Annotated in this window: 17 protein-coding genes and 1 pseudogene; 2 read left to right on the top strand and 16 right to left on the bottom strand. The window is 52.4% G+C overall.

The window, feature by feature from the left end; translation table 11 throughout:
* Nucleotides 1-31 precede the first annotated feature (31 nt).
* The 3 genes from ACLJPQ_RS04595 to prpB all read right to left on the bottom strand — a co-directional run bounded on the left by ACLJPQ_RS04595 (nucleotide 32) and on the right by prpB (nucleotide 3,702).
* A complete protein-coding gene (locus tag ACLJPQ_RS04595) occupies nucleotides 32-1,483 on the bottom strand; it encodes a bifunctional 2-methylcitrate dehydratase/aconitate hydratase (RefSeq protein WP_023206111.1) in 1,452 nt (483 codons plus the stop codon).
* Nucleotides 1,484-1,522: 39 nt separating this feature from the next.
* Entirely contained in the window at nucleotides 1,523-2,692 is a 1,170-nt protein-coding gene (gene prpC / locus ACLJPQ_RS04600) for a 2-methylcitrate synthase (protein WP_000132746.1), read from the bottom strand.
* 122 nt (nucleotides 2,693-2,814) lie between these two features.
* Nucleotides 2,815-3,702 (bottom strand): methylisocitrate lyase, encoded by an 888-nt coding sequence (gene prpB / locus ACLJPQ_RS04605; RefSeq protein WP_000052221.1) that lies wholly within the window; start codon nucleotides 3,700-3,702, stop codon nucleotides 2,815-2,817.
* Nucleotides 3,703-3,967: 265 nt separating this feature from the next.
* On the opposite strand from prpB, the gene prpR reads away from it, so the two are divergent.
* Nucleotides 3,968-5,593, top strand: coding sequence for a propionate catabolism operon regulatory protein PrpR (gene prpR, locus ACLJPQ_RS04610; RefSeq protein ID WP_080184611.1), 1,626 nt, complete (start codon nucleotides 3,968-3,970; stop codon nucleotides 5,591-5,593).
* A 135-nt stretch (nucleotides 5,594-5,728) separates the two neighbouring features.
* On the opposite strand, the gene yahO is transcribed toward prpR, so the two are convergent.
* On the bottom strand, nucleotides 5,729-6,004 hold the full coding sequence (gene yahO, locus ACLJPQ_RS04615; RefSeq protein WP_000848026.1) for a DUF1471 family periplasmic protein YahO: 276 nt from the start codon (nucleotides 6,002-6,004) through the stop codon (nucleotides 5,729-5,731).
* 231 nt (nucleotides 6,005-6,235) lie between these two features.
* On the opposite strand from yahO, the gene ACLJPQ_RS04620 reads away from it, so the two are divergent.
* A complete protein-coding gene (locus tag ACLJPQ_RS04620) occupies nucleotides 6,236-6,868 on the top strand; it encodes a LysE family transporter (RefSeq protein ID WP_023203395.1) in 633 nt (210 codons plus the stop codon).
* A gap of 38 nt (nucleotides 6,869-6,906) precedes the next feature.
* On the opposite strand, the gene foxA is transcribed toward ACLJPQ_RS04620, so the two are convergent.
* The 12 genes and pseudogenes from foxA to golS all read right to left on the bottom strand — a co-directional run bounded on the left by foxA (nucleotide 6,907) and on the right by golS (nucleotide 20,818).
* On the bottom strand, nucleotides 6,907-9,015 hold the full coding sequence (gene foxA / locus ACLJPQ_RS04625; protein ID WP_001127717.1) for a ferrioxamine B receptor FoxA: 2,109 nt from the start codon (nucleotides 9,013-9,015) through the stop codon (nucleotides 6,907-6,909).
* 145 nt (nucleotides 9,016-9,160) lie between these two features.
* Complete coding sequence (foxR, locus tag ACLJPQ_RS04630) at nucleotides 9,161-10,165, bottom strand: ferrioxamine uptake transcriptional regulator FoxR (protein ID WP_000074598.1); 1,005 nt, start codon at nucleotides 10,163-10,165, stop codon at nucleotides 9,161-9,163.
* A 95-nt stretch (nucleotides 10,166-10,260) separates the two neighbouring features.
* Nucleotides 10,261-10,453 (bottom strand): annotated as a pseudogene (locus tag ACLJPQ_RS04635) (hypothetical protein).
* On the bottom strand, nucleotides 10,372-10,557 hold the full coding sequence (locus ACLJPQ_RS04640) for a DUF2474 domain-containing protein (protein ID WP_305954967.1): 186 nt from the start codon (nucleotides 10,555-10,557) through the stop codon (nucleotides 10,372-10,374). Before ACLJPQ_RS04640 ends, ACLJPQ_RS04635 begins: the two are co-directional and overlap by 82 nt.
* Nucleotides 10,503-11,513 carry a cytochrome d ubiquinol oxidase subunit II gene (gene cydB / locus ACLJPQ_RS04645; protein ID WP_000151045.1) on the bottom strand — a complete coding sequence of 337 codons (1,011 nt, stop codon included), beginning with the start codon at nucleotides 11,511-11,513 and terminating at the stop codon, nucleotides 10,503-10,505. Before cydB ends, ACLJPQ_RS04640 begins: the two co-directional genes overlap by 55 nt.
* Nucleotides 11,510-12,913, bottom strand: a complete 1,404-nt coding sequence (locus ACLJPQ_RS04650) for a cytochrome ubiquinol oxidase subunit I (protein ID WP_000393711.1) — start codon at nucleotides 12,911-12,913, stop codon at nucleotides 11,510-11,512. The genes cydB and ACLJPQ_RS04650 overlap by 4 nt, the downstream gene beginning before the upstream one ends.
* Nucleotides 12,914-13,029: 116 nt before the next feature.
* Nucleotides 13,030-13,131: a small effector SsaA gene (gene ssaA, locus ACLJPQ_RS04655; protein WP_000934834.1), complete on the bottom strand. Its 102-nt coding sequence runs from the start codon at nucleotides 13,129-13,131 to the stop codon at nucleotides 13,030-13,032.
* Nucleotides 13,132-13,407: 276 nt separating this feature from the next.
* Nucleotides 13,408-16,380, bottom strand: coding sequence for a type III restriction-modification system endonuclease (locus ACLJPQ_RS04660; protein WP_080184612.1), 2,973 nt, complete (start codon nucleotides 16,378-16,380; stop codon nucleotides 13,408-13,410).
* Between the two features lie 9 nt (nucleotides 16,381-16,389).
* Nucleotides 16,390-18,348 (bottom strand): site-specific DNA-methyltransferase, encoded by a 1,959-nt coding sequence (locus ACLJPQ_RS04665; RefSeq protein WP_080184613.1) that lies wholly within the window; start codon nucleotides 18,346-18,348, stop codon nucleotides 16,390-16,392.
* Nucleotides 18,349-18,536: 188 nt separating this feature from the next.
* The gene (locus tag ACLJPQ_RS04670; RefSeq protein WP_000288503.1) at nucleotides 18,537-19,790 is read right to left on the bottom strand and encodes an MFS transporter; all 1,254 of its coding nucleotides are present in this window, start codon (nucleotides 19,788-19,790) and stop codon (nucleotides 18,537-18,539) included.
* A 291-nt stretch (nucleotides 19,791-20,081) separates the two neighbouring features.
* Complete coding sequence (golB, locus tag ACLJPQ_RS04675) at nucleotides 20,082-20,276, bottom strand: gold resistance metallochaperone GolB (protein WP_001159470.1); 195 nt, start codon at nucleotides 20,274-20,276, stop codon at nucleotides 20,082-20,084.
* A gap of 77 nt (nucleotides 20,277-20,353) precedes the next feature.
* A complete protein-coding gene (golS, locus tag ACLJPQ_RS04680) occupies nucleotides 20,354-20,818 on the bottom strand; it encodes an Au(I) sensor transcriptional regulator GolS (RefSeq protein ID WP_001020583.1) in 465 nt (154 codons plus the stop codon).
* Nucleotides 20,819-20,827 lie beyond the last annotated feature (9 nt).

Below are 20,827 nucleotides of genomic sequence, written 5' to 3' on the forward strand. Positions count from 1 at the left end.
CTGTTGAACTTACGCCTTACTGCTGGCTGGCTCAGATGACATATAAATCGAGGTATTCGTTAACCGGCATCTGCTCCAGGCGGGCTCTGTCCAGGGAGACATCCAGAATGCGTTGCTGCTGGCGAGTCGGGAACTGACGCGCCAGGTTAATTTTAAATTTTTCGATAAGCTTCGGAATACCGTCGGCGCGGCGACGCGCATGACCAATCGGATACTCCACGACAACCTCGCCAAAGCGTGAGCCATCAGTAAACTCCACGGTGATCGCATTGCCGATAGCACGTTTTTCCGGGTCGTGATAGTCGGCGGTAAAAGCCGGGTCCTCATAACACACGATTTTCTCGCGCAGGGCGTCAATACGCTTGTCCTGCGCCACCTCGTCTTCATAATCCGCCGCGGTTAACCGTCCGAACAGCAGCGGCACGGCGACCATATACTGGATACAGTGATCGCGGTCCGCCGGGTTATTGAGCGGGCCTTTTTTATCGATAATGCGAAGACAGGCTTCGTGGGTACGGATGGTCACTTTCTCGATATCCGCTGCCGTTTTGCCCGCGGCCTGCATCTGCTTATACAGCGTCATCGCCGCTTCGACGGCGGTTTGCGAGTGGAATTCTGCCGGGAAAGAAATTTTGAATAGCACGTTTTCCATCACGTAGGAGCCGTAAGGACGCTGGAAACGGAACGTTTCACCTTTGAATGAAACGTCGTAGAAGCCCCAGGTTTTGGCGGTGAGCGCCGAGGGATAGCCCATCTCGCCGGTTTTCGCCATCAGCGCCAGACGTACCGCGCGCGAAGTCGCATCGCCCGCCGCCCAGGATTTGCGCGTACCGGTATTCGGCGCATGACGATAAGTGCGCAACGACTGCCCATCCACCCACGCCAGCGATACCGCGTTGAGGATCTCATCGCGCGTCAGCCCCAGCATTTCAGCGACCACCGCAGTCGAGGCCACTTTCACCAGCAGCACATGGTCAAGCCCGACACGGTTGAAGGCGTTTTCCAGCGCGATGCAGCCCTGAATTTCATGGGCTTTGATCATCCCGCTCAATACCTGTTTCATGGTCAGCGGCGCTTTGCCGGCGGCGACGGCGTTGCGTGACAACCAATCCGCAATCGCCAGAATACCGCCGAGGTTATCGGAAGGATGGCCCCACTCGGCGGCAAGCCAGGTATCGTTAAAATCGAGCCAGCGGATCATCGCGCCAATGTTAAAGGCTGCCTGTACCGGATCGAGCTGGAACTGAGTGCCCGGCACGCGTGCGCCGTTGGGCACCACCGTGCCTGGTACGATCGGCCCAAGCAATTTTTTACAGGCCGGGTATTCCAGCGCTTCCAGACCACAGCCGAGCGTGTCGAGCAGGCAATAATGCGCGGTGTCGTACGCCACCTTTGAGGTGATCTCGTAATTCATAACGTAATCAACGATATCAACGATTTCACGGTCAAAGTCTGGGCGGATGTTCAGTTCTTGGGTAGACATAGGGTACGTTTCCTGCGTTTTATTTTTAATAAGAGTGAGTTAGCAACGATCGTCTATCGAGACAAACGGACGATCTTCCGGCCCGGTATAGTTGGCAGAGGGACGAATAATTTTGTTGTCCTGACGCTGTTCAATAATGTGCGCCGCCCAGCCGGTAACGCGGGCGATGACAAACAGCGGGGTGAACATTTCGGTAGGGACGCCCATCATGTTGTAGGAGACCGCCGAAAACCAGTCGAGATTCGGGAACATCTTTTTGGTCTCCCACATCACCGTTTCCAGACGGTCGGCGATGTGGTACATCTTCAGCGAGCCGCCTTCTTCTGAAAGCTGTTTCGCCACCCGTTTGATCACCTGATGGCGCGGGTCGGCGATGGTGTAAACCGGATGTCCAAAGCCAATCACCACCTCTTTGTTTTCCACGCGTTTACGGATATCCGCCTCTGCCTCGTCCGGCGTTTCATAACGCTGTTGAATTTCCAGCGACACCTCATTCGCCCCGCCGTGTTTCGGGCCGCGCAGCGCGCCAATCGCGCCGATAATCGCGGAGTAGACATCCGAGCCGGTTCCGGCAATCACCCGGCTGGTAAACGTCGAGGCGTTGAACTCATGCTCGGCGTACAGCACCAGCGAAATATGCATCGCCTTTTCCCAGCTTTGGGTTGGCTTTTCACCGTGCAGCAGATGCAGGAAATGGCCGCCGATGGAATCATCGTCGGTTTCCGGCTGAATACGTTCGCCGTTGTGGCTGTAGTGATACCAGTAAAGAAGGATAGAGCTGAGCGAGGCCAACAGCTTATCGGCAATATCGCGCGCGCCGGAGACGGTATGTGCCTCTTTTTCCGGCAGGGTGCAGCCCAGCGCGGACACGCCGGTACGCATCACGTCCATCGGGTGCGAGGCCGCCGGTAACGCTTCCAGAACGGTACGGACATTGGCGGGTAATCCGCGCAGCGCTTTTAATTTGCTTTTATACGCGTTCAGCTCGTCGCGGGTCGGTAATTTTCCGTGGATCAGTAAATGCGCGACTTCTTCAAATTCGCAGTGCTCCGCCAGATCGAGAATGTCGTAACCGCGATAGTGCAGATCGTTACCGCTTTTTCCCACGGTACACAGAGCGGTATTTCCGGCAGGTACGCCGGAAAGCGCGACCGATTTTTTAGGCTTAATGACATGCGTGTTGTTTTGCAGGATCGTCGTGTCTGTCATATTGTCCTCGTCATTATTGTAATGTGTAGGGTATTGAGGCGTGTAGGCCGTACCGTAGGCGGGTTAAACGTAGTGCCATCCGGCATTGCCTGAAGGCGGCTTCGCCTTATCAGGCCTACAGGCTACGATTTTTTATTCCTGTACAGCGCGTCCAGCTTCTCTTCGAACTGGTAGTAATTGATGCTTTCGTACAGCTCGTTGCGGGTCTGCATGATGTCGATCACGTTCTTTTGCGTCCCTTCCTGGCGCAGCACGGTATAGACTTTTTCTGCGGCGCGGTTCATGGCGCGAAACGCCGACAGCGGATAGAGCGCCATCGCCACGTGTGCGCTGCGCAACTCGTCGGTCGTAAATAGCGGCGTCGCGCCAAACTCAGTGATGTTGGCGAGGATCGGCACCTGCGCCACGTCGGCGAACTGGCGGTACATCGACAGTTCGGTGATCGCCTCCGGGAACAGCATGTCTGCCCCCGCGTCCACGTAAGCCTGCGCGCGATCGAGAGCCGCCTCCAGCCCTTCCACCGCCAGCGCATCGGTACGCGCCATGATCACAAAGTTCGGATCGGTGCGCGCATCCACTGCCGCCCGAATTCTGTCTACCATCTCCTCTTTCGAGACGATCGCTTTGTTTGGACGGTGTCCACAGCGCTTAGCGCCAACCTGGTCTTCAATATGCAGCGCGGCGGCGCCCGCTTTGGCTATGGATTTTACCGTCCGCGCGACATTAAAGGCGGAGGAGCCAAAGCCAATATCCGCATCCACCAACAGCGGCAGCGGGCAAACATCCGTGATGCGCCGGATATCGGTTAACACATCATCCAGCGTAGAAATCCCCAGATCCGGCAGTCCGAGCGAGCCCGCCGCTACGCCGCCGCCAGAAAGATAGATAGCCTGATACCCGGCCCGTTGGGCCAACAGAGCATGGTTGGCATTAATAGCGCCGACAATTTGTAATGGATTCTCTTTAGCGAGCGCGGCGCGAAATGCCTGCCCCGGCGAATGTAAAGACATATCTCGTCCTCATGTTAGTAAATTGTTACTCAAGATGTATTCACCAAAGCAAAGGCTATGCCAGGCAAAGAGGCTGCGAGAAAATTAAATACAATGAGATTTAAAAACAGGTAATTACAGTCATTCCTGTTATGAATAAGCGCGATTAAGGGAAAAGAAAAACGTGTCAGCTAACGTTTCATGAAACGAATCGCTCTGTTTCATTGCAACATTTATGAAACACGTTTAAAACAAAAAATCGCCCCTTAAAGATGAACCTACTGCGATGACGACTGCTCACAGCGCTCCGCGCGATAATAGCGATAAACCGGTGATCTGGACGGTCTCCGTAACGCGTCTGTTCGAACTGTTTCGGGATATCAGCCTGGAATTCGATCATCTGGCGACCATCACGCCTATTCAACTCGGCTTTGAAAAGGCGGTGACCTACATTCGCAAAAAACTGGCGACCGAGCGCTGCGACGCGATTATCGCGGCGGGTTCGAACGGGGCCTATTTAAAAAGTCGCCTGTCAATACCGGTGATCCTCATCAAGCCCAGCGGATTCGATGTATTACAGGCGCTGGCGAAAGCGGGAAAGCTCACCTCGTCTATCGGTATCGTGACCTATCAGGAGACCATTCCGGCTTTACTTGCCTTTCAGAAAACGTTTCACCTCCGTCTTGAACAGCGAAGCTATGTCACCGAAGAGGACGCGCGCGGGCAAATTAACGAACTTAAGGCCAACGGTATTGAAGCCGTCGTCGGCGCGGGATTAATTACCGATCTGGCGGAAGAAGCGGGAATGACCGCCATCTTTATTTATTCCGCGGCGACCGTTCGTCAGGCTTTCCATGATGCGCTGGATATGACCCGTCTGACACGGCGCCAGCGCGTGGATTACCCATCCGGCAAGGGATTACAAACCCGGTATGAACTGGGCGATATACGCGGCCAGTCGCCGCAAATGGAGCAGCTCCGCCAGACGATTACGCTCTATGCTCGCTCCCGTGCGGCAGTGCTGATTCAGGGGGAAACAGGGACCGGAAAAGAGCTGGCGGCGCAGGCGATTCACCAGACGTTTTTTCACCGCCAGCCTCACCGTCAGAATAAGCCATCCCCTCCCTTTGTCGCCGTCAATTGCGGCGCGATTACCGAGTCGTTGCTGGAAGCGGAACTGTTTGGTTATGAAGAGGGTGCGTTTACCGGTTCACGACGAGGAGGCCGGGCGGGGCTATTTGAAATCGCACACGGCGGCACGCTGTTTCTGGATGAAATCGGCGAAATGCCCTTGCCCTTACAAACCCGACTTTTGCGCGTACTGGAGGAAAAAGCCGTCACTCGCGTCGGCGGACACCAGCCGATCCCGGTGGATGTCCGGGTGATCAGCGCCACGCATTGCGATCTGGATCGGGAAATAATGCAAGGACGTTTTCGCCCCGATCTCTTTTATCGCCTGAGTATTCTGCGCCTGACGCTTCCTCCTTTGCGCGAGCGGCAGGCTGATATTTTGCCGCTGGCGGAAAGCTTTTTAAAACAGTCGCTGGCAGCGATGGAAATTCCGTTTACCGAATCGATACGTCATGGATTGACACAGTGTCAGCCGCTTTTGCTGGCCTGGCGCTGGCCCGGTAATATTCGCGAACTGCGTAATATGATGGAGCGCCTGGCGCTTTTTTTAAGCGTCGATCCCGCGCCAACGCTGGACAGGCAATTTATGCGGCAGTTATTACCTGAGCTTATGGTGAACACAGCAGAGCTGACGCCTTCAACCGTGGATGCGCACACGTTACAGGATGTACTGGCGCGCTTTAAGGGCGATAAGAGCGCCGCGGCGCGTTATCTGGGGATTAGCCGCACCACTCTGTGGCGTCGTTTAAAAGCTGGTGCCAAAGACCAGTCGGATAATTAAGACAAATGACAGCGTCCTGAATGCCTGATGGCGCTACGTTTACTGCAGGCCGTCATCCGGCAAAACGGATGCCGGTTGCCAGGAATAAATATACCCGCCGGAAACCCAGGCGGGTATTTTTATGATGCAACGCTTTTATTTCTTTTTATAAATATCAGCCGTACCATGAATTTTATTTTCTGTCTGCCCGGACGTCAGCACCACCACATCCGCCCCTTTTTCATCCGCCTTTTTGATTAAATCTTCTCTGGCGTCCAGCGGCGACATTTCCCCGGTGGTGGAAATCGTGCCAATTTTCGTGTATTCGGAGGCGACTTTATCAAAGTCCGTTTTTTTCATGATTTCTGCGGCATAAACGTTTGTCACGACAAACGCTAATGCGCCAAGCATAACCTTGTAGCCAGTTTTCATAGCAAAACCCTCGTTTTATTATTACGCCATCATCGCTTTATCAGAACAAAAAGGCCGTTCGGACTGATTAAATAAGTAGTGTAGATTGCTGGAAAAATCCAGTCAGCCCCCGCTCTGTCGGCGTAACAACGCGGATTAAAACGCCTCTGCTTTGTGATCTCACTCGCAATCATCTGGTTTGACTATTAATAAGATGAAGGTTATTTCTTGAGGCTAAGAGAAGAGTTGTCTATGGAGCCGTTTCATGCCGTTGTGCTTACCGTCAGTCTGTTTGTGTTAACCTTTTTTAATCCCGGCGCGAATCTGTTTGTGGTGGTGCAAACCAGCCTCGCATCAGGACGCCGGGCGGGAGTCATCACCGGCCTGGGCGTCGCCACGGGAGACGCCTTTTATTCCGGGCTGGGGCTTTTCGGTCTGGCGACGCTCATTACGCAATGCGAAGCGGTATTTTCTCTTATCAAAATTGTCGGCGGCGCCTATTTATTATGGTTCGCCTGGAACAGTATTCGCCACCAGGCGACGCCGCAAATGAGCACGCTCCAGACGCCGATTGCCGCCCCGTGGACGATTTTCTTTCGCCGGGGATTAATGACCGATTTATCCAATCCGCAAACCGTACTGTTTTTTATCAGTATTTTTTCCGTAACGCTTAGCGCAGAAACGCCCACATGGGCAAGGTTAATGGCCTGGGCCGGAATTGTGCTGTCATCCGTTATCTGGCGTATTTTTCTCAGCCAGGCCTTTTCGCTCCCCGCAATCCGCCGCGCTTATGGACGAATACAGCGCATTGCCAGCCGTGTTATCGGCGCCATTATCGGGATGTTTGCGCTCAGACTTCTCTATGAAGGCGTGACGCACCGCTAGTTTGCCCGGTAGCCTTTGCTACCGGACGATAAGCGTTATCAAAACGCCCATGACACGCTGCCTACAATGCTACGCTCGGCGCCAAAATAACAATAAGAGAGCGAATTACAGGCAGCGACATAGCGTTTGTCCGTCAGGTTATTTACGTTGAGCTGGGCGCTCAAGCCATTTAACCCAATGCTGGATAAATCATACCCAACCACCATGTCGACCAGTGTATAGGACGGCAACGTGTGGGTATTCAGGCGATCGCTGGTCACGCCGTTGACGTACCGGATGCCGGAGCCCAAAGTCAGCCCCTCTAACAGACCGCTTTTCACATCGTAGCTTAGCCAGGCGCTGGCCTGGTTCCGTGGAGCATAAACCGCGCGCTTCCCCTGCTCTTGCGGGCTACTTTTCTTATAACGGATATCAGTATAGGTATACGCCGCCTGCAAACGGACGCTATCCGACAAATGGCTAATGGCCTCCAGTTCAACCCCTTTAGACTCAATTTCACCAATCGAGCGGTACGGATCGGTAGGTTCTTCTTTGGTCGCGATATTGGTCTGGTTAATACGATACACGGCGGCGCTAAACTGGCTGTTCCCCCCCAGCGGTTCGTATTTTACCCCCGCCTCCCACTGCTTGCCTTTCATCGGTTCCAGCACATTGCCGTTTTCGTCGGCGAAGCTGGTCGGCGTAAACGCGGTAGAATAACTGAGATAGGGGGCGACGCCATTGTCGAACAGATAAAGCAACGCGGCACGGGTGCTGACGTTGTTTTTATCGAGATCGCTGCGTGAATCATGAAGTTTGTCGATGTTAGACACGCTGACCCGATCGTAACGACCGCCCAACGTAAAGCGCCAGCGATCCCATGACATCTGATCCTGTAAATAGTATCCGGTCTGCCGCAGCTTATGTTTTTCACGGCTATACAACGTAATGTAATCCGGCTGAGCGCCATAAACAGGGTTGAAAGCGTCAATCGGCGGAAACGCGCCATAATAGCCAGTAGTATGATTACTGCGATCCTGATAATCGATCCCCACCAGCAGACGATGATTAATCGCCCCGGTATCCACGCTGCCGTCGAGCTGATTATCCAGCGCGATAGCCGACATTTTCTCCCCGGAGCCGGAATAGCCGCGATTCAGCGCCGTTTCATTCAACCAACCTGCGGCATAGACCTGATTCAACGTCACTTTGGTATGCAAATAACGCAATTTTTGCCGTACCGACCAGCCGTTATCGAACAGATGCTCAATGTTATAACCCACCATATTTTCACGGCGATCGTATTTGTCGTAGTCATCTTCACCTTCAAAGAAAGTGTTAGAAATTTTTCCGCCGTTATAAGGTACAACCGTGCCTTGATAAGGCAGTCCGGAGTGGCTACCGCCTTCCGGATCACGGTGCAGATAGGCCATAAGATCAAGACGCGTCCGATCGGTAATTCGCCAGGTCAGGCTCGGCATCAGCGCATAACGTTCCTCTTTCAAGGGGGTAAACTGCGAATCGGCGTAACGTGTCATGCCGCTAAGACGCGCCGCCACACGTTCATTGTCATCCAGTGGGCCGGTCACATCAAAAGCCGCCCCGCGCTGGTTGTGATTGCCGGCAAACAGCTTCACCTCTCCCCCGGCATCAAACGCCGGTTTTCGCGACGTCAACGCGACAATGCCGCCTGGCGATGAACGTCCATACAGAACGGACGCCGGGCCGCGTACCACCTCGATATCTTCCAGAAACCAGGGGTCAACCACCAACGAACTGTGCGAATTGGTGTCGCCCATCATTTTTAACCCGTCGAGATAGACGTTATCCAGACTACCGTCCGAAAAACCACGCAATACGATGTAATCAAAGCGGTTAGAGGCACCTATCTGATTACTGTATACGCCTGGGGTGTAGCTGACCGCCTGACGCACGCTGGTTGCGCCCTGCTCTTCAAACTGCTGGCGGGTAATAATGGATACCGACTGCGGCGTTTCAATATCTGGCGTCGCCAGCTTAGTCGCGCCACTCTGAACGGGCGAGGTGACAATGACCGTATCATTTTTTGTGGTTTCCTGGGCAAAAAGAGGAAAAGTCGCGCCGCCGATAGCTCCGCCTATCAATAGCGCCATACGCGTTGTCGCAAACATGAACATCTCCAAAGGCATCTTTATTGTAAATAAGAATTATTACCTTTTAGAGATAACGGACCACTATGCGTAACGCCAGATTGCCTATGCGCAATGATAAAAAATCACCCAAAGCGGCAGAAAACCGGGTTAGCGGCGGATATTACCGCTCTGGCGGGGCGCGTTACGCACAGTGGCGGGACGCCGTCAGAGACGCGTCACGCAGCTCGCCGGGCGAGCAGCCATAACGCCGACGAAATGCCGTCGCAAAGTTTGTGGCATGTTGATAGCCTGACATCCAGGCGGCCTGCTGCACGCTGTATCCCTCCATCAGATAACGACGCGCGCGCGCCAGGCGGCAATCACGCAGATAATCAAACACGGTACACCCATAGGCATGGCGAAACTTGCACCGCAGGCTACTTGGACTCATTGCCGCCCGACGCGCCAGTTCGTTCAGCGTGTAGGCTTTTTCCGGCGTCTGCTCCAGTAAACGCCGAATGAGCTCCAGCCGCTGGTATTCACCGGTGACGGGAAGCCCGCGTTTTTGCGTTGCGGGCTGACATAGATTTAGCGCATAGCCCAACAATTGCAGCATGATGCCTTCCAGCATTAACTGGCGTGACGCCGCATGAGGTCCGGGCTGCTGCGCATAACGTAGCCCCGAAAGCAGAAACTCCGGCACCTGCCAGACCCTCGCCGAGGCCGCGCGATGTTCCCACTCGTCTGCCAGCGAGACAGGCAAACGCTCCCGCCATCCGCCGTCCGGGTACATTCCCAGCGACAAGGTGCGCAATTTACTGTCTGCGCCGTGATGGGCGCGTATCGTCTGCTGCTCACTCAGTTGCGAGCAAAACGCCATCCCCGCGCTCAACAAAAAGGTCTGCTCATTGACAGCCAGCGCGACGTTACCTTCCAGCACCACCAGCATATACAGCGGACTGCTATGGCGAGAGGTGGTTTCATAAGGTTGTAACACGTGAACATCCGAGCGTGTAATGCAAATCCCGCCGGGAAGCGCTATCTCTTCGATATCGCCATGAAGTACGGGACTACTCTGCGTATACTGCGGTAACGCAGGGAAGCGGTAATCAATGCCATAACGCTCGCCAAACGCGATGAAATCGCTGACGGAAAAGATCTTTTTCATCGCCGGGGCGGCGGAAGAGTGACAGGAGATCGGAGACATTATCAATACCGTTTATCTGCGTTATACCAGAGCGTTAGCCACTGTGTAACCATATCACTGCGGCCCGGGAACGACAATAAAGATGAGAATAATTATCAACCGCTATTGAGGGGAGAGATAAGGCGAGCAAAGGTGATCGATAAACGCCGATCTGTCGATAAAAACGCGCTTTCGCGAGAGACGAAAGCGCGTCCGGGGGATATCAGTCAGGAGCGAAATCCTGCGGAGGTCATGAGCAGTCTGAATAACATTCCGACGCCCGCCAGCAGAAGCACGCTGGCGCACCATATCGCGACCATCCATACGACTCGCCGCGACCATTTTTTCACTTTAACCATCAGTGATATCCCTCTCCATGTCGCACTTTTCCACGGAAGACGTAGTAGCTCCAGAAGGTATAAGCCAGAATAATCGGGATGATTATCAGCGCCCCAACCAGCATGAAGCTTTGACTTTGCGGCGGCGCGGCGGCGGCATACAGCGAAATATCCGGTGGAATAATATTCGGCCAAATACTGATGCCTAACCCGCTGAACCCCAGAAAAATCAACCCTAGCGTGAGAATAAATGGGCGCGCATGGGATTCTGGTTTTTTCACGCTGCGCCATAGCCAGATGCTAAAAGCCAACACCAGCACAGGCACCGGCAGGAAGTAGTATAAATTGGGCAGCGTGAACCAGCGCTCGGCGATGTCGTCGTGGGTGAGCGGCGTCCACACGCTGACGCCTCCCATCACCAGCAACAAGACGATCAACAACGGGCGCGACAGCGCGCACATCCGGCTATGCAGCGGATCTTCGCTTTTCATAATCAGCCAGGTAGCGCCCAGCAGCGCATAGGTGACGACCAGACCGACGCCGCAGAACAGGTTAAACGGCGTCAGCCAGTCAAGCTGCGAACCGCTAAAGGTTCGCCCTTCCACCTGAAAACCGCTCACCACCGCGCCCACCACAACCCCCTGGGCAAAGGTCGCCAGGATTGACCCGACGATAAAGGATTTATCCCAGAACGCGCGATGCGACTCGGTGGCTTTAAAACGGAATTCAAAAGCGACGCCGCGAAAGATAAGACCAAGCAGCATAACCACCAGCGGGATAGTCAGCGCGTCGGTGATGACGGCATAAGCCAACGGGAACGCGCCAAAAAGCCCGGCCCCGCCCAGCACCAGCCAGGTTTCGTTCCCGTCCCATACCGGCGCGACCGAGTTCACCATAACATCGCGATCGTGTTTATCACGAATAAACGGAAACAGGATACCGACGCCCAGATCGAAACCATCCATCACGATATACATCAGCGTGGCGAACACGATAATAGCAAACCAGATAACCGGAAGATCGATGGTCATTCGCGTTTCTCCTGCTCAAGCGATTCTCCCACGGCAGAGATAGGACGCGCGGGTCTGCCATCGGTTTCAGCGGTCGGTGTCTCCGCCGGCTGCGGCCCTTTCTGGATAAGGCGAATCATATAAATATAGCCAACCCCAAAGACCAGGGAATAGACCACAAAGAAGGCCAGCAAACTGATGCTCATCTGCAAGGTGCTGTGCGCGGAAACCGCATCACGCGTTCGCAGCAGGCCATAGACCACCCACGGCTGACGTCCTACTTCAGTCGTCACCCATCCGGCAAGGATGGCGATAAGCCCGGACGGCCCCATCCACAGCGCAAAGTGCATAAAGGGCCGCGAATGATACAGTCGGCGTCGGTAGCGTAGCCACAGGCTGGCCAGCCCCAGGAAGATCATCAGTACGCCCATGCCCACCATCAGACGGAAAGACCAGAACACCACGGTAGAGTTGGGGCGATCCTCTTTGGGATAATCTTTTAGCGCAGGCACCTGTTTGTCCAGGCTATGCGTCAGGATCAGACTGCCCAACGCCGGGATCTCAAGCGCATAGCGGGTCCGTTCCGCCTCCATATCCGGCCAGCCTACCAGCGTAAGCGGCGTTGGCTCGCCGGGCGTATTTTCCCAGTGCCCCTCAATCGCGGCAATTTTGACCGGCTGATGCTTCAGGGTATTAAGGCCGTGCATATCGCCAATCAATGCCTGAACGGGCGCCACCACGACCGCCATCCATAACGCCATTGAGAACATACGGCGGATAGCCGGCGTATCGTTACCTTTCAGTAAATGCCAGGCAGCGGACGCGCCGACAAACATCGCGCTACTTAAAAACGCCGCAACGGACATATGCAACAGGCGATACGGGAACGACGGGTTGAAAATCACCGCGAACCAGTCCACCGGGACCACCTGACCGTTGTGAATTTCAAATCCCTGCGGGGTATGCATCCAGCTGTTAGACGCCAGAATCCAGAACGTCGACATTAACGTGCCCAACGCCACCATACAGGTAGACAAGAAATGCAGACCCGGCCCGACTTTGTTCCAGCCAAAAAGCATCACGCCTAAGAATCCCGCTTCCAGGAAGAATGCGGTGAGCACTTCATAGGTTAATAAAGGCCCGGTGATACTGCCGGCGAACTGGGAGAAACCGCTCCAGTTCGTTCCGAACTGGTAAGCCATGACCAGACCGGAGACCACGCCCATCCCGAAGTTGACGGCAAAAATTTTGAGCCAGAACTGATAGAGCGAGCGCCAGACAGGATTACGCGTTTTTAGCCATAGACCTTCCAGTACCACCAGGTAACTGGCTAAGCCAATCGTAATCGCGGGGAAAATAATATGAAAAGAGACGGTAAAGGCAAACTGGAGTCTCGCTAAAAAGAAGGCATCAAACTCCATGTTCCCTCCCGTTTATATATAGTCACTTCGTGTAAAATATTCACTGTTCGCAACCAGGTTGAAACGAAACGGTTATTTTCCCCAAACGTAAAAACGTCGGGGAATATCCAGATAAATTACGATTTTTTTTGCGGCTGGCTGTCAGGCTTATCGCCCGACTCTGGTGCTTCGGAGGGGTCGTCTTTTTCGACAGCGAAACGGTAGTATCTATTTAGCATAACATGTCTCCCTTAGTTACATTCACTTGGCAATATCTACCTGGCCGTTATAAAAATAACGGCAAAACAAAAAAACAGCGTCTTCAAGACTATTTGCAATTTCAGCAAAATACGCGTAGCTGAAAGTTAAGAATAGACGTAAAACGATAACCTTCAAGTCAACGCGGTTTACGGGACGGGGGATTAGCACAGGGAGAATGACCGCAACGCTCGCTGCGCGGCGGCCATTTTATATGGTCTATCAAAAAGATAACCGTTAAGGTCTATTCAAACCCGTTAGTTTACCTTCCCCTCAATCAAGCCATTGATCGTAGAAAATACCGCCGGCGCGCTGGTCGCTTCCGCAAACTCGACATTGATATTTTGCCGACGCAGCATATCGAAGAATTTACGTTGCGCATCAAGAATAACCTGATCGCCTACGCGCATATTTTCTGCTTTAGTTTCAACCAGTAAATAAACGCTGTCGGCGTCCTGACGCTCAATACGGTACACAAAATCCGGCGTAGTAGAACCCCCCGTATATTTGGGGATCTGAATGGCCCGCTTAGGCAGTTTGCCAAACACCGAAACCTGTTGCGGATAATCGTATTTTAATAGCGGCAATTCTGGATCGACGCTGTCATAACGCAACGGCGGTATTTGATAGAGAGAACGGGGATCGTCTATCGCATTCTCATCCACATTTTTCCCCACAATTTCAGCGCTAATCTCCTCTCTGAACTGCCGTGCCGTGGAATCAAATACCGACGTTGAAGCCTGAAAATCGAGAGGCAGATAATCGTGGCGCTGCGCAAAATGCGCATTAATCCGCGTCTGTAATGCGCGGGTCATATTGTCCAACGAGATCTCGCTTAAATAGCGTGAATCTCCGTGCAAAACATCACGCAGCATCGCCATTAACACCGGGTGCAGGACGTTAACCGGCAGACTGGTGCGTAACGCCAGTTGCTTAAGAAAATGGCCATATTTCATGCCTGCCATAAATTCGCTGGCGGCTAATTCGCCTTCCCGCTGCGCCACTTCAAAACGGCCATTATCTTCATTCGATACCAGCCGTTGTTGCACCTGGCTTGGCTTCTGGCGTATATACAGCGCCGGATCGCGCAGCACCTCGGCGGCAATTTGTTCCAGAGACGCGCCGCTACGCTCGAATTGCAGCATATAACGGCGGGAAAACTGCTCCCAGATACTGCTAAGTTGTTCCCAATTCTCTTTGCGTAACCTGACTCGCAGTCGAGAGGCGGGCTTATTGTCACGAATGCGATCCGCTCGCACCCGCGCCTGCGTCAGCTCAGGGTAGAACTCCAGTAGCCACGCAAAACCACTTTTGGTTTCCCCGTTAAGCGTGACGCTGGGTTTAAACTCATTACTCCGGTTGATCAGTTTTTTATCATCCAGATCTTCCAGCAAACGAAGCTCCGTAAACGCAGGATCGACTTTTTGCCGCTCGGTGACGATGAGTGTGATCATCGCCTCATCCAGTTTCTGCTCGTTAAGCTGAACTTTGCTGTCGCGATTAATCTCATCAACCAGCATACTGGCAAACGCTTTTTCATCATAACCAATCAGAAACGACAGCCGGGACGGCCACTCTTCCTGATGAACGCGATGGCCGTTTTCATCTACCGGTAGCCGCAGGCCGCGCCCCACTTCCTGAATTTTGCTCGACTCGCTACCGGAAGAACGTAATTTAGCAATGACAAAAACATTCGGGTTATCCCAGCCTTCGCGAAGCGTCCATTTTGAAAACAGAAAGCGGCGCGTTTCCCAGTTGCCGTGATGGTCTGAAAAACTGAGCAACTTCTCTTTATTTTTCAGAATATCATCTACTTCAGCCTGGATCGCCTCATCGCCGCTTCCGCGGTCTTCGCCAAAGTAACCAGCGTGGACGTTTTGGTTATCCGAGTGCAGGCTGGCGAGCGTGGCCTGCAGAAACGACAGATACTCCGCTTCTCGCGGCAGGGTCTTGCGCTGATAATCGTCAATCAGTTGCGTCAGTTTCTTTTTCAGTAAACGCTCAAAAGTGACTTTCAACCAGCCTTCGTCATCACGATAGCTTTTAATACTGTCAATAAAGAAAAGGCTTAAGGTCTTAATACGCGGGGCATTATTTTCTGGCTCATTGCTGCGTAAGAAATTTGCCTGCTCGGTATCAAAATGCTTATCAATGGCGTCCTGAATAATCAGTTCCTGGTAGCTCGCGCCAAAGGTTCCTGGCACCAGCGCCATCCCTGCCTCCAGCTCCAGATCGTTCGACAACATTTTACTGCCGGCATATTCGATACTGCCTTCAAATCCTGCATCAACATCGGCGAGATTTTCGCCCACGCCAACCTCGGCAATTTTGCCCCCCCGTCGGAGGATTAATTTCTTTGCCGTGACGCTGTCAACGATATAACGATTGTTGGCCTGTTCTTCGGGGAGATTCGGGTAATAAATATCAATACCTTTCACCAAACCATCGTTAAAACTGTCCACCGCGTTGAGATCAAACTGCGGTTGCCGGCGATAGTAATCTTTACGTACACATTTATTTTTACCCTTACCTTCGACAATATCCGGGAAGGTAGCGCCAAAGCGGACGATCATTTGCGGCTGAATAGCCTGAATCGCTCGATAAAATTTGTTATCTCGCGCAAAACGATGCGGTTCATCAATAATGACCACCGGTCGCGTCATTTGCAGCCCTTTAACAGGCGACGTCAGCCCACCCAGTAGCGTTTGATCGTAATCGTCTCGCGTCATACTGGCGGAATTGAGCATTTGCGCATTGATCAGCAAAACCTGAATCGTATGGCTATCACGACGGCTGGCATCAGTAAAACTTAATAGCTGGGCCGGAAAATTTTTACGCCCCGACTTTACTTTAAAATCACCGGCGTTAATGGTGCAAAGTTCCATCCGCGTATTTTCGTAGAACTGTGAAAAATGCTGTCTGGCGTAATCGCTGGTGATAAAGTTCCGCGCGCCTTCTTTAATGGCTGGCGTCGGCACCACCAGCACAAATTTGAAGAGGCCATACTTCTGATGCAGTTCATACATCAACCGGGTATAGACATAGGTTTTGCCCGTCCCGGTCTCCATTTTAACGTCAATATTGGCCTTATCGTCGTAACGTTCCTTAATCAGCGGATTAGCATAGTGATTATGATCGGCCTGCGCGTGATCGATACCGGTGAAACTCGCCAGAATCGCCGCTAACGCCTGTTCCTGATGGGGAAGTTCTTCCAGTAAAATATTCATCATCATCCCCTCTTAATAACGCTTCACCAGGTTCACTTTTTGATCAAGCTGTTTTAAGCCGATTTCCAGTTCACGAATGGATTCAAGGTCGAAAGAGTAGCCGTAAATGACAATGGTCTGAACCGGAAGCTGGTGCGTACCAATGTGGTTGAGAAGATCGCGGGTCTGCTCTGTTCCCCATCGTTCATCAATCAGATACAGGCGCGTATTATCAACATACCTGGCGCAATAGCCGGAAAAATCAACGGTCTGTACGTCAATATCCATTTTATAACCATCGGCGACCAGCCATGTCGTTAATAAGGTCTCTTCGCCGCTTGCGCCGCCCGGCACGCCCAATCCTCTGGCGGAAAAAGGATTGATCATGTCGGTAAATCCTGACTCGGTGAAAGCGGCCAGTTGACCGCTGGTATTGATAAAATGGCCGGTAGCAATATCGAAGCTATCCAGATCGTCCAGCGTCTGCTGTGTCGGAGTGGCAAAACGATAATGTTTAAAACCGAGATCGCTATTGGTCGCGGGATTGTTGGCGCGGATCTTCGCCGCAACGCGTGTAATTCGCTCGCGGCTGATTTCATCAATAGTGTTATAACCTGCTTTTTTCGCGATAGTGTTATTGCTTAATGCCTGATCGATAGTACACAGAATAAACGTGCGCTGCCCCCCATCTTCTTCATTCAGCGCCATTACCGCATGGGCCGTGGTGCCGGAACCGGCAAAAAAGTCCAGAACGACGCCGTCTTTATCGATAGCGAGCTTGATGATTTTCTTCAATAATGCGGTCGGTTTCGGCGTATCAAAAACGTTGTCGCCGAAGAGATCCAGAATCTCCTTTTTCCCCTCTTTATTCGACGCTACGTTATCCCAGTAATTGGTCGTTGGCTGCCCTTTACTGTGATGCGCGTACATGACTCGCTGGGGAATACCGCCGTTATCTTTGCCAAAATAGACCAGATTATCGGCCACCAGTTTTTGGTAACTGGCTTCAGGATAAGCCCATAGTCTTTCGTGTGCCGTACCATTCGGCGTGGTAATTTTATAGGTATAGCCGCCGCCGCTCAGCCCTTTTGACACCGTTAACGGCACCGGTCGCCATTTCCCTTCTGGAAACTGTTCGGTCGGTTCTTTATAGGATTTCTGAATATACTCTTTAGAAAGCGGTTCTAAACGTAAAGCGCCCTGACCGGTTTTGGCATAAACAAGAATGTATTCCCCCTGGATGGAAACGTTATCAGAGTCGTTAGAAATCTCTTTTTTGCGCTTCCACATCACATTGGTGACAAATCCGCCTTCGCCAAAAATCTCATCCATCATTAATTTAAGATTGGCGTACTCATTATCGTCGATAGAGATAAAAATAAATCCGGTATCTTTCAGGAGCTTCCTGGCCAGGAAAAGACGCGGATACATGAAAGATAACCACGCGGAGTGCGTCGATTTACCCTGAATGGATTTTAAACGTGCCAGTTCGGTATCATTAAGACCAAACATATCCTGCAACGCCCGATCGCTATATTCAAAATGATCGGGATAGACAAACCCGTCCGATCCGGTGTTATAAGGGGGATCGATATAGATCATATCGACGGTATCGGCGTAATTATTTTGCAGATGGCGTAACACATCCAGATTATCTCCGGTCAGAAAAAGATTATGGCTGTTTTTATTTTCTGCCAGAGTATTGTGTTCCACGTCAGGAACGATAACGGTAACGGATTTTTCACCCGCCTGTTTTTTTGCGTAATCTTTGCCAATAAAATCAATCTGATAACCGCTAGTCAGCTCATCAATATTACGCGCTTTCAACGCGCGCTCAAATTTGGCGAGATCAAATCCGCCTTTCGCGATCAGTTCGCCCTGCTCGTTATAGCGATCGGCGGTAAAAAATTCCGGTAATGCACGTTGTAACTCAGACAGAAAGGCGCTATTCGGGGCAACAGACTCGTTGTGTTTTTGGTTATCTTTCAACATGATATCTTCGCTCCGTTGATAATTTTAAGGTCCAACAATCAATTTCTTATAAAGAAAAAAGTAAGCGATGATTGTAATGGTCACGAAAGGCAGATGCCATCATTAACCTTTGTTGTTCGTTGAAAGGGCGTGAAAACGACGGGAGGAAGGCGTGCTCCCGGCGACAGTATGCGCCAGGAGCGTAGTGTTTACGTGCGATGACTGATGGCCGACTCCGGGAGGGCGTCGCTATCTGTACCGGAGATGACGACTCCCCGGGTCTCGCGACCAAATGCCACAAATACACAGATTAAAATAGCCACCGCGCCAGCCACGATCGCCATTGCCAACCCGTAATTTCCGCCATGCGTTTCCGCGATGCGGGCCTGTAACGTCGCATTAACCGACGCCAGTAAATTACCGAGTTGGTAAACAAACCCTGGCAGCACGGCGCGCGCATTCGCCGGAACCAGCTCGTTCAGCCAGGTCGGCACGACACCCCAGGCGCCCTGCACCATAAACTGCATCAGGAACGCGCCCAGACCAATCGTGAATGATCCGCTGGAAAATGCCCATAGCGGGAGTACCGGAAGCGCAAGAAAGGCGGCGATCATGATCGCTTTTTTACGCCCAATACGTTCCGATAGCGTACCGTAGAAAATACCGCCGAGCATGGCGGCAATGTTATAAAAAATCGCAATGATACTGATCAGATGCGGATCAAAACCATGCTGCATCTTCAGGAAGGTAGGATAGAGATCCTGCGTGCCGTGACTGAAAAAGTTAAAGAACGCCATGACCAGCACCAGATACAGACACAACTTCCACTGTTTGCGCAGAACAGGAAGCAGCGCGGTATTCTCTTTACGCGCTCTGGCCGCCAGCCAGACGGGGGATTCCGGCACTTTAAACCAGATATAAGGCAGCAAGACAACAGGCAGGGCGCCAATCAGGAACATACCGCGCCAGCCTACCATACTGTAGAAGAGGCCAAAAATAACCGAGGCGAACAGATAGCCGCAGGGATAGCCCGCCTGAAAAATGCCCGACATCAGGCCACGCGAACGATCGGGAATGGTTTCCATCGCCAGTGATGACGCGACGCCCCATATCCCGCCCATCGCCACGCCGTACATGACCCGAAAAATCAGAAATGCCATGAAGGTGGGCGACCAGGCGGAAAGCAGTTCAAATACCGTAAAGAACAGAATATTGAGCATCAGTATCGGTCGACGTCCGTACTTTTCCGCCATTCGGCCAAACAGCAGCGCGCCAATGGGACGTACCGCCAGGGTCAGCATAATCGCAATGGAAACGTCCGATACGGAAGCGTGAAACCATTCGGCGAGATCGCTAAGTACAAAGACAAGGATAAAGAAATCAAACGCATCCAGCATCCAACTGGTAAAGCTGGCAAACGCCACATGTCGTTGTGTCGTCGTCCAGTTCAGGGGGGTGTACATAGGTAGTGTCCTGCATCAAAAAATAACATCAAGCTTTGAAGCGGCGAAACGCTGGAGCGCTCCCGTCGTCAAAGCGACGTAACAAGGTAGCGTTGCGCTACTTATTTGTTATCTTTTTGTATATAGCAGGTAAAATGTTAGCAAAAATAGACAAATCATTACATATTATTAACAAAGCTTACTGGCACATGATTTGTCACAGTTTTTATGGGGATTATCTCACGCAAAGAAAAGCGAAGCGTGGCTAGCGTATCGCGACCGGCCTGTCGCCAGACCGATCGCCATTGACGATTACCTTTCGCGCGGCGGGAAACCGGCCTTTTGCAGGGCGGCGGCAATCTGCTCCGCGGATAGCGACGTTTCAACGTCAACCAGACGCGTCGCCGGGTCAGTTCTCACCGTCGCATTAGCATCGAGAGTCAGAATCGTCTTTTTTACCGTACTGGCGCAGCCGCCGCAGGTCATGTCATCAATATGGAACTGCATAGTGAACTCCTTTTGTGTGGGAACTGTTGCCAGTCTGGGCCTTGCCAGTGTTGGAAGGTCAAGCGTAATCTCAGGACTTACAGACGCTTTGCCAGTCCGTGGCGACGAGGACGGCGCAATACCGCTCCGGTACGCGCCTCCGGCTCGCTATCGTCAGGTTGTCCAAGCGTATGCAGAATGGGGCAATCTGGCAGCGCGTCGCCGGCGCAGCAGTGAATCAGCGCTTTGAGGGTTTGCGCCATGTGCTGCATGTTCTGGATACGTCTGTCCAGTTCATCAATGTGCGTCTGCGCCAGGCGTTTGACGTCAGCGCTTTGCCGCGACTGGTTATTCCAAAGATTCAGTAAGTCGCTGATTTCAGCAACTGAAAAGCCGAGATCGCGCGCGCGGCGTATAAAATGCAATTGATTAACATCAGCCTGGGTATAGGCCCGATAGCCGGAATCCGTCCGACTTGCCGCGGGAATCAGACCAATCTGTTCATAGTAGCGAATCATTTTGGCCGAGACTTTCGATGCTTTAGCTGCTTTACCGATGTTCATGACGCTCCT

Origin of the sequence: Salmonella sp. SAL04213, from assembly GCF_046550535.1 — a bacterium.
Lineage (GTDB): Bacteria > Pseudomonadota > Gammaproteobacteria > Enterobacterales > Enterobacteriaceae > Salmonella > Salmonella enterica.

Coding starts and splice junctions, on each gene's coding strand:
- ACLJPQ_RS04595 (WP_023206111.1), bottom strand. CDS start 1,483: ATGTCTACCCAAGAACTGAACATCCGCCCAGACTTTGACCGTGAAATC.
- prpC (WP_000132746.1), bottom strand. CDS start 2,692: ATGACAGACACGACGATCCTGCAAAACAACACGCATGTCATTAAGCCT.
- prpB (WP_000052221.1), bottom strand. CDS start 3,702: ATGTCTTTACATTCGCCGGGGCAGGCATTTCGCGCCGCGCTCGCTAAA.
- prpR (WP_080184611.1), top strand. CDS start 3,968: ATGACGACTGCTCACAGCGCTCCGCGCGATAATAGCGATAAACCGGTG.
- yahO (WP_000848026.1), bottom strand. CDS start 6,004: ATGAAAACTGGCTACAAGGTTATGCTTGGCGCATTAGCGTTTGTCGTG.
- ACLJPQ_RS04620 (WP_023203395.1), top strand. CDS start 6,236: ATGGAGCCGTTTCATGCCGTTGTGCTTACCGTCAGTCTGTTTGTGTTA.
- foxA (WP_001127717.1), bottom strand. CDS start 9,015: ATGCCTTTGGAGATGTTCATGTTTGCGACAACGCGTATGGCGCTATTG.
- foxR (WP_000074598.1), bottom strand. CDS start 10,165: ATGTCTCCGATCTCCTGTCACTCTTCCGCCGCCCCGGCGATGAAAAAG.
- cydB (WP_000151045.1), bottom strand. CDS start 11,513: ATGACCATCGATCTTCCGGTTATCTGGTTTGCTATTATCGTGTTCGCC.
- ACLJPQ_RS04650 (WP_000393711.1), bottom strand. CDS start 12,913: ATGGAGTTTGATGCCTTCTTTTTAGCGAGACTCCAGTTTGCCTTTACC.
- ssaA (WP_000934834.1), bottom strand. CDS start 13,131: ATGCTAAATAGATACTACCGTTTCGCTGTCGAAAAAGACGACCCCTCC.
- ACLJPQ_RS04660 (WP_080184612.1), bottom strand. CDS start 16,380: ATGATGAATATTTTACTGGAAGAACTTCCCCATCAGGAACAGGCGTTA.
- ACLJPQ_RS04665 (WP_080184613.1), bottom strand. CDS start 18,348: ATGTTGAAAGATAACCAAAAACACAACGAGTCTGTTGCCCCGAATAGC.
- ACLJPQ_RS04670 (WP_000288503.1), bottom strand. CDS start 19,790: ATGTACACCCCCCTGAACTGGACGACGACACAACGACATGTGGCGTTT.
- golB (WP_001159470.1), bottom strand. CDS start 20,276: ATGCAGTTCCATATTGATGACATGACCTGCGGCGGCTGCGCCAGTACG.
- golS (WP_001020583.1), bottom strand. CDS start 20,818: ATGAACATCGGTAAAGCAGCTAAAGCATCGAAAGTCTCGGCCAAAATG.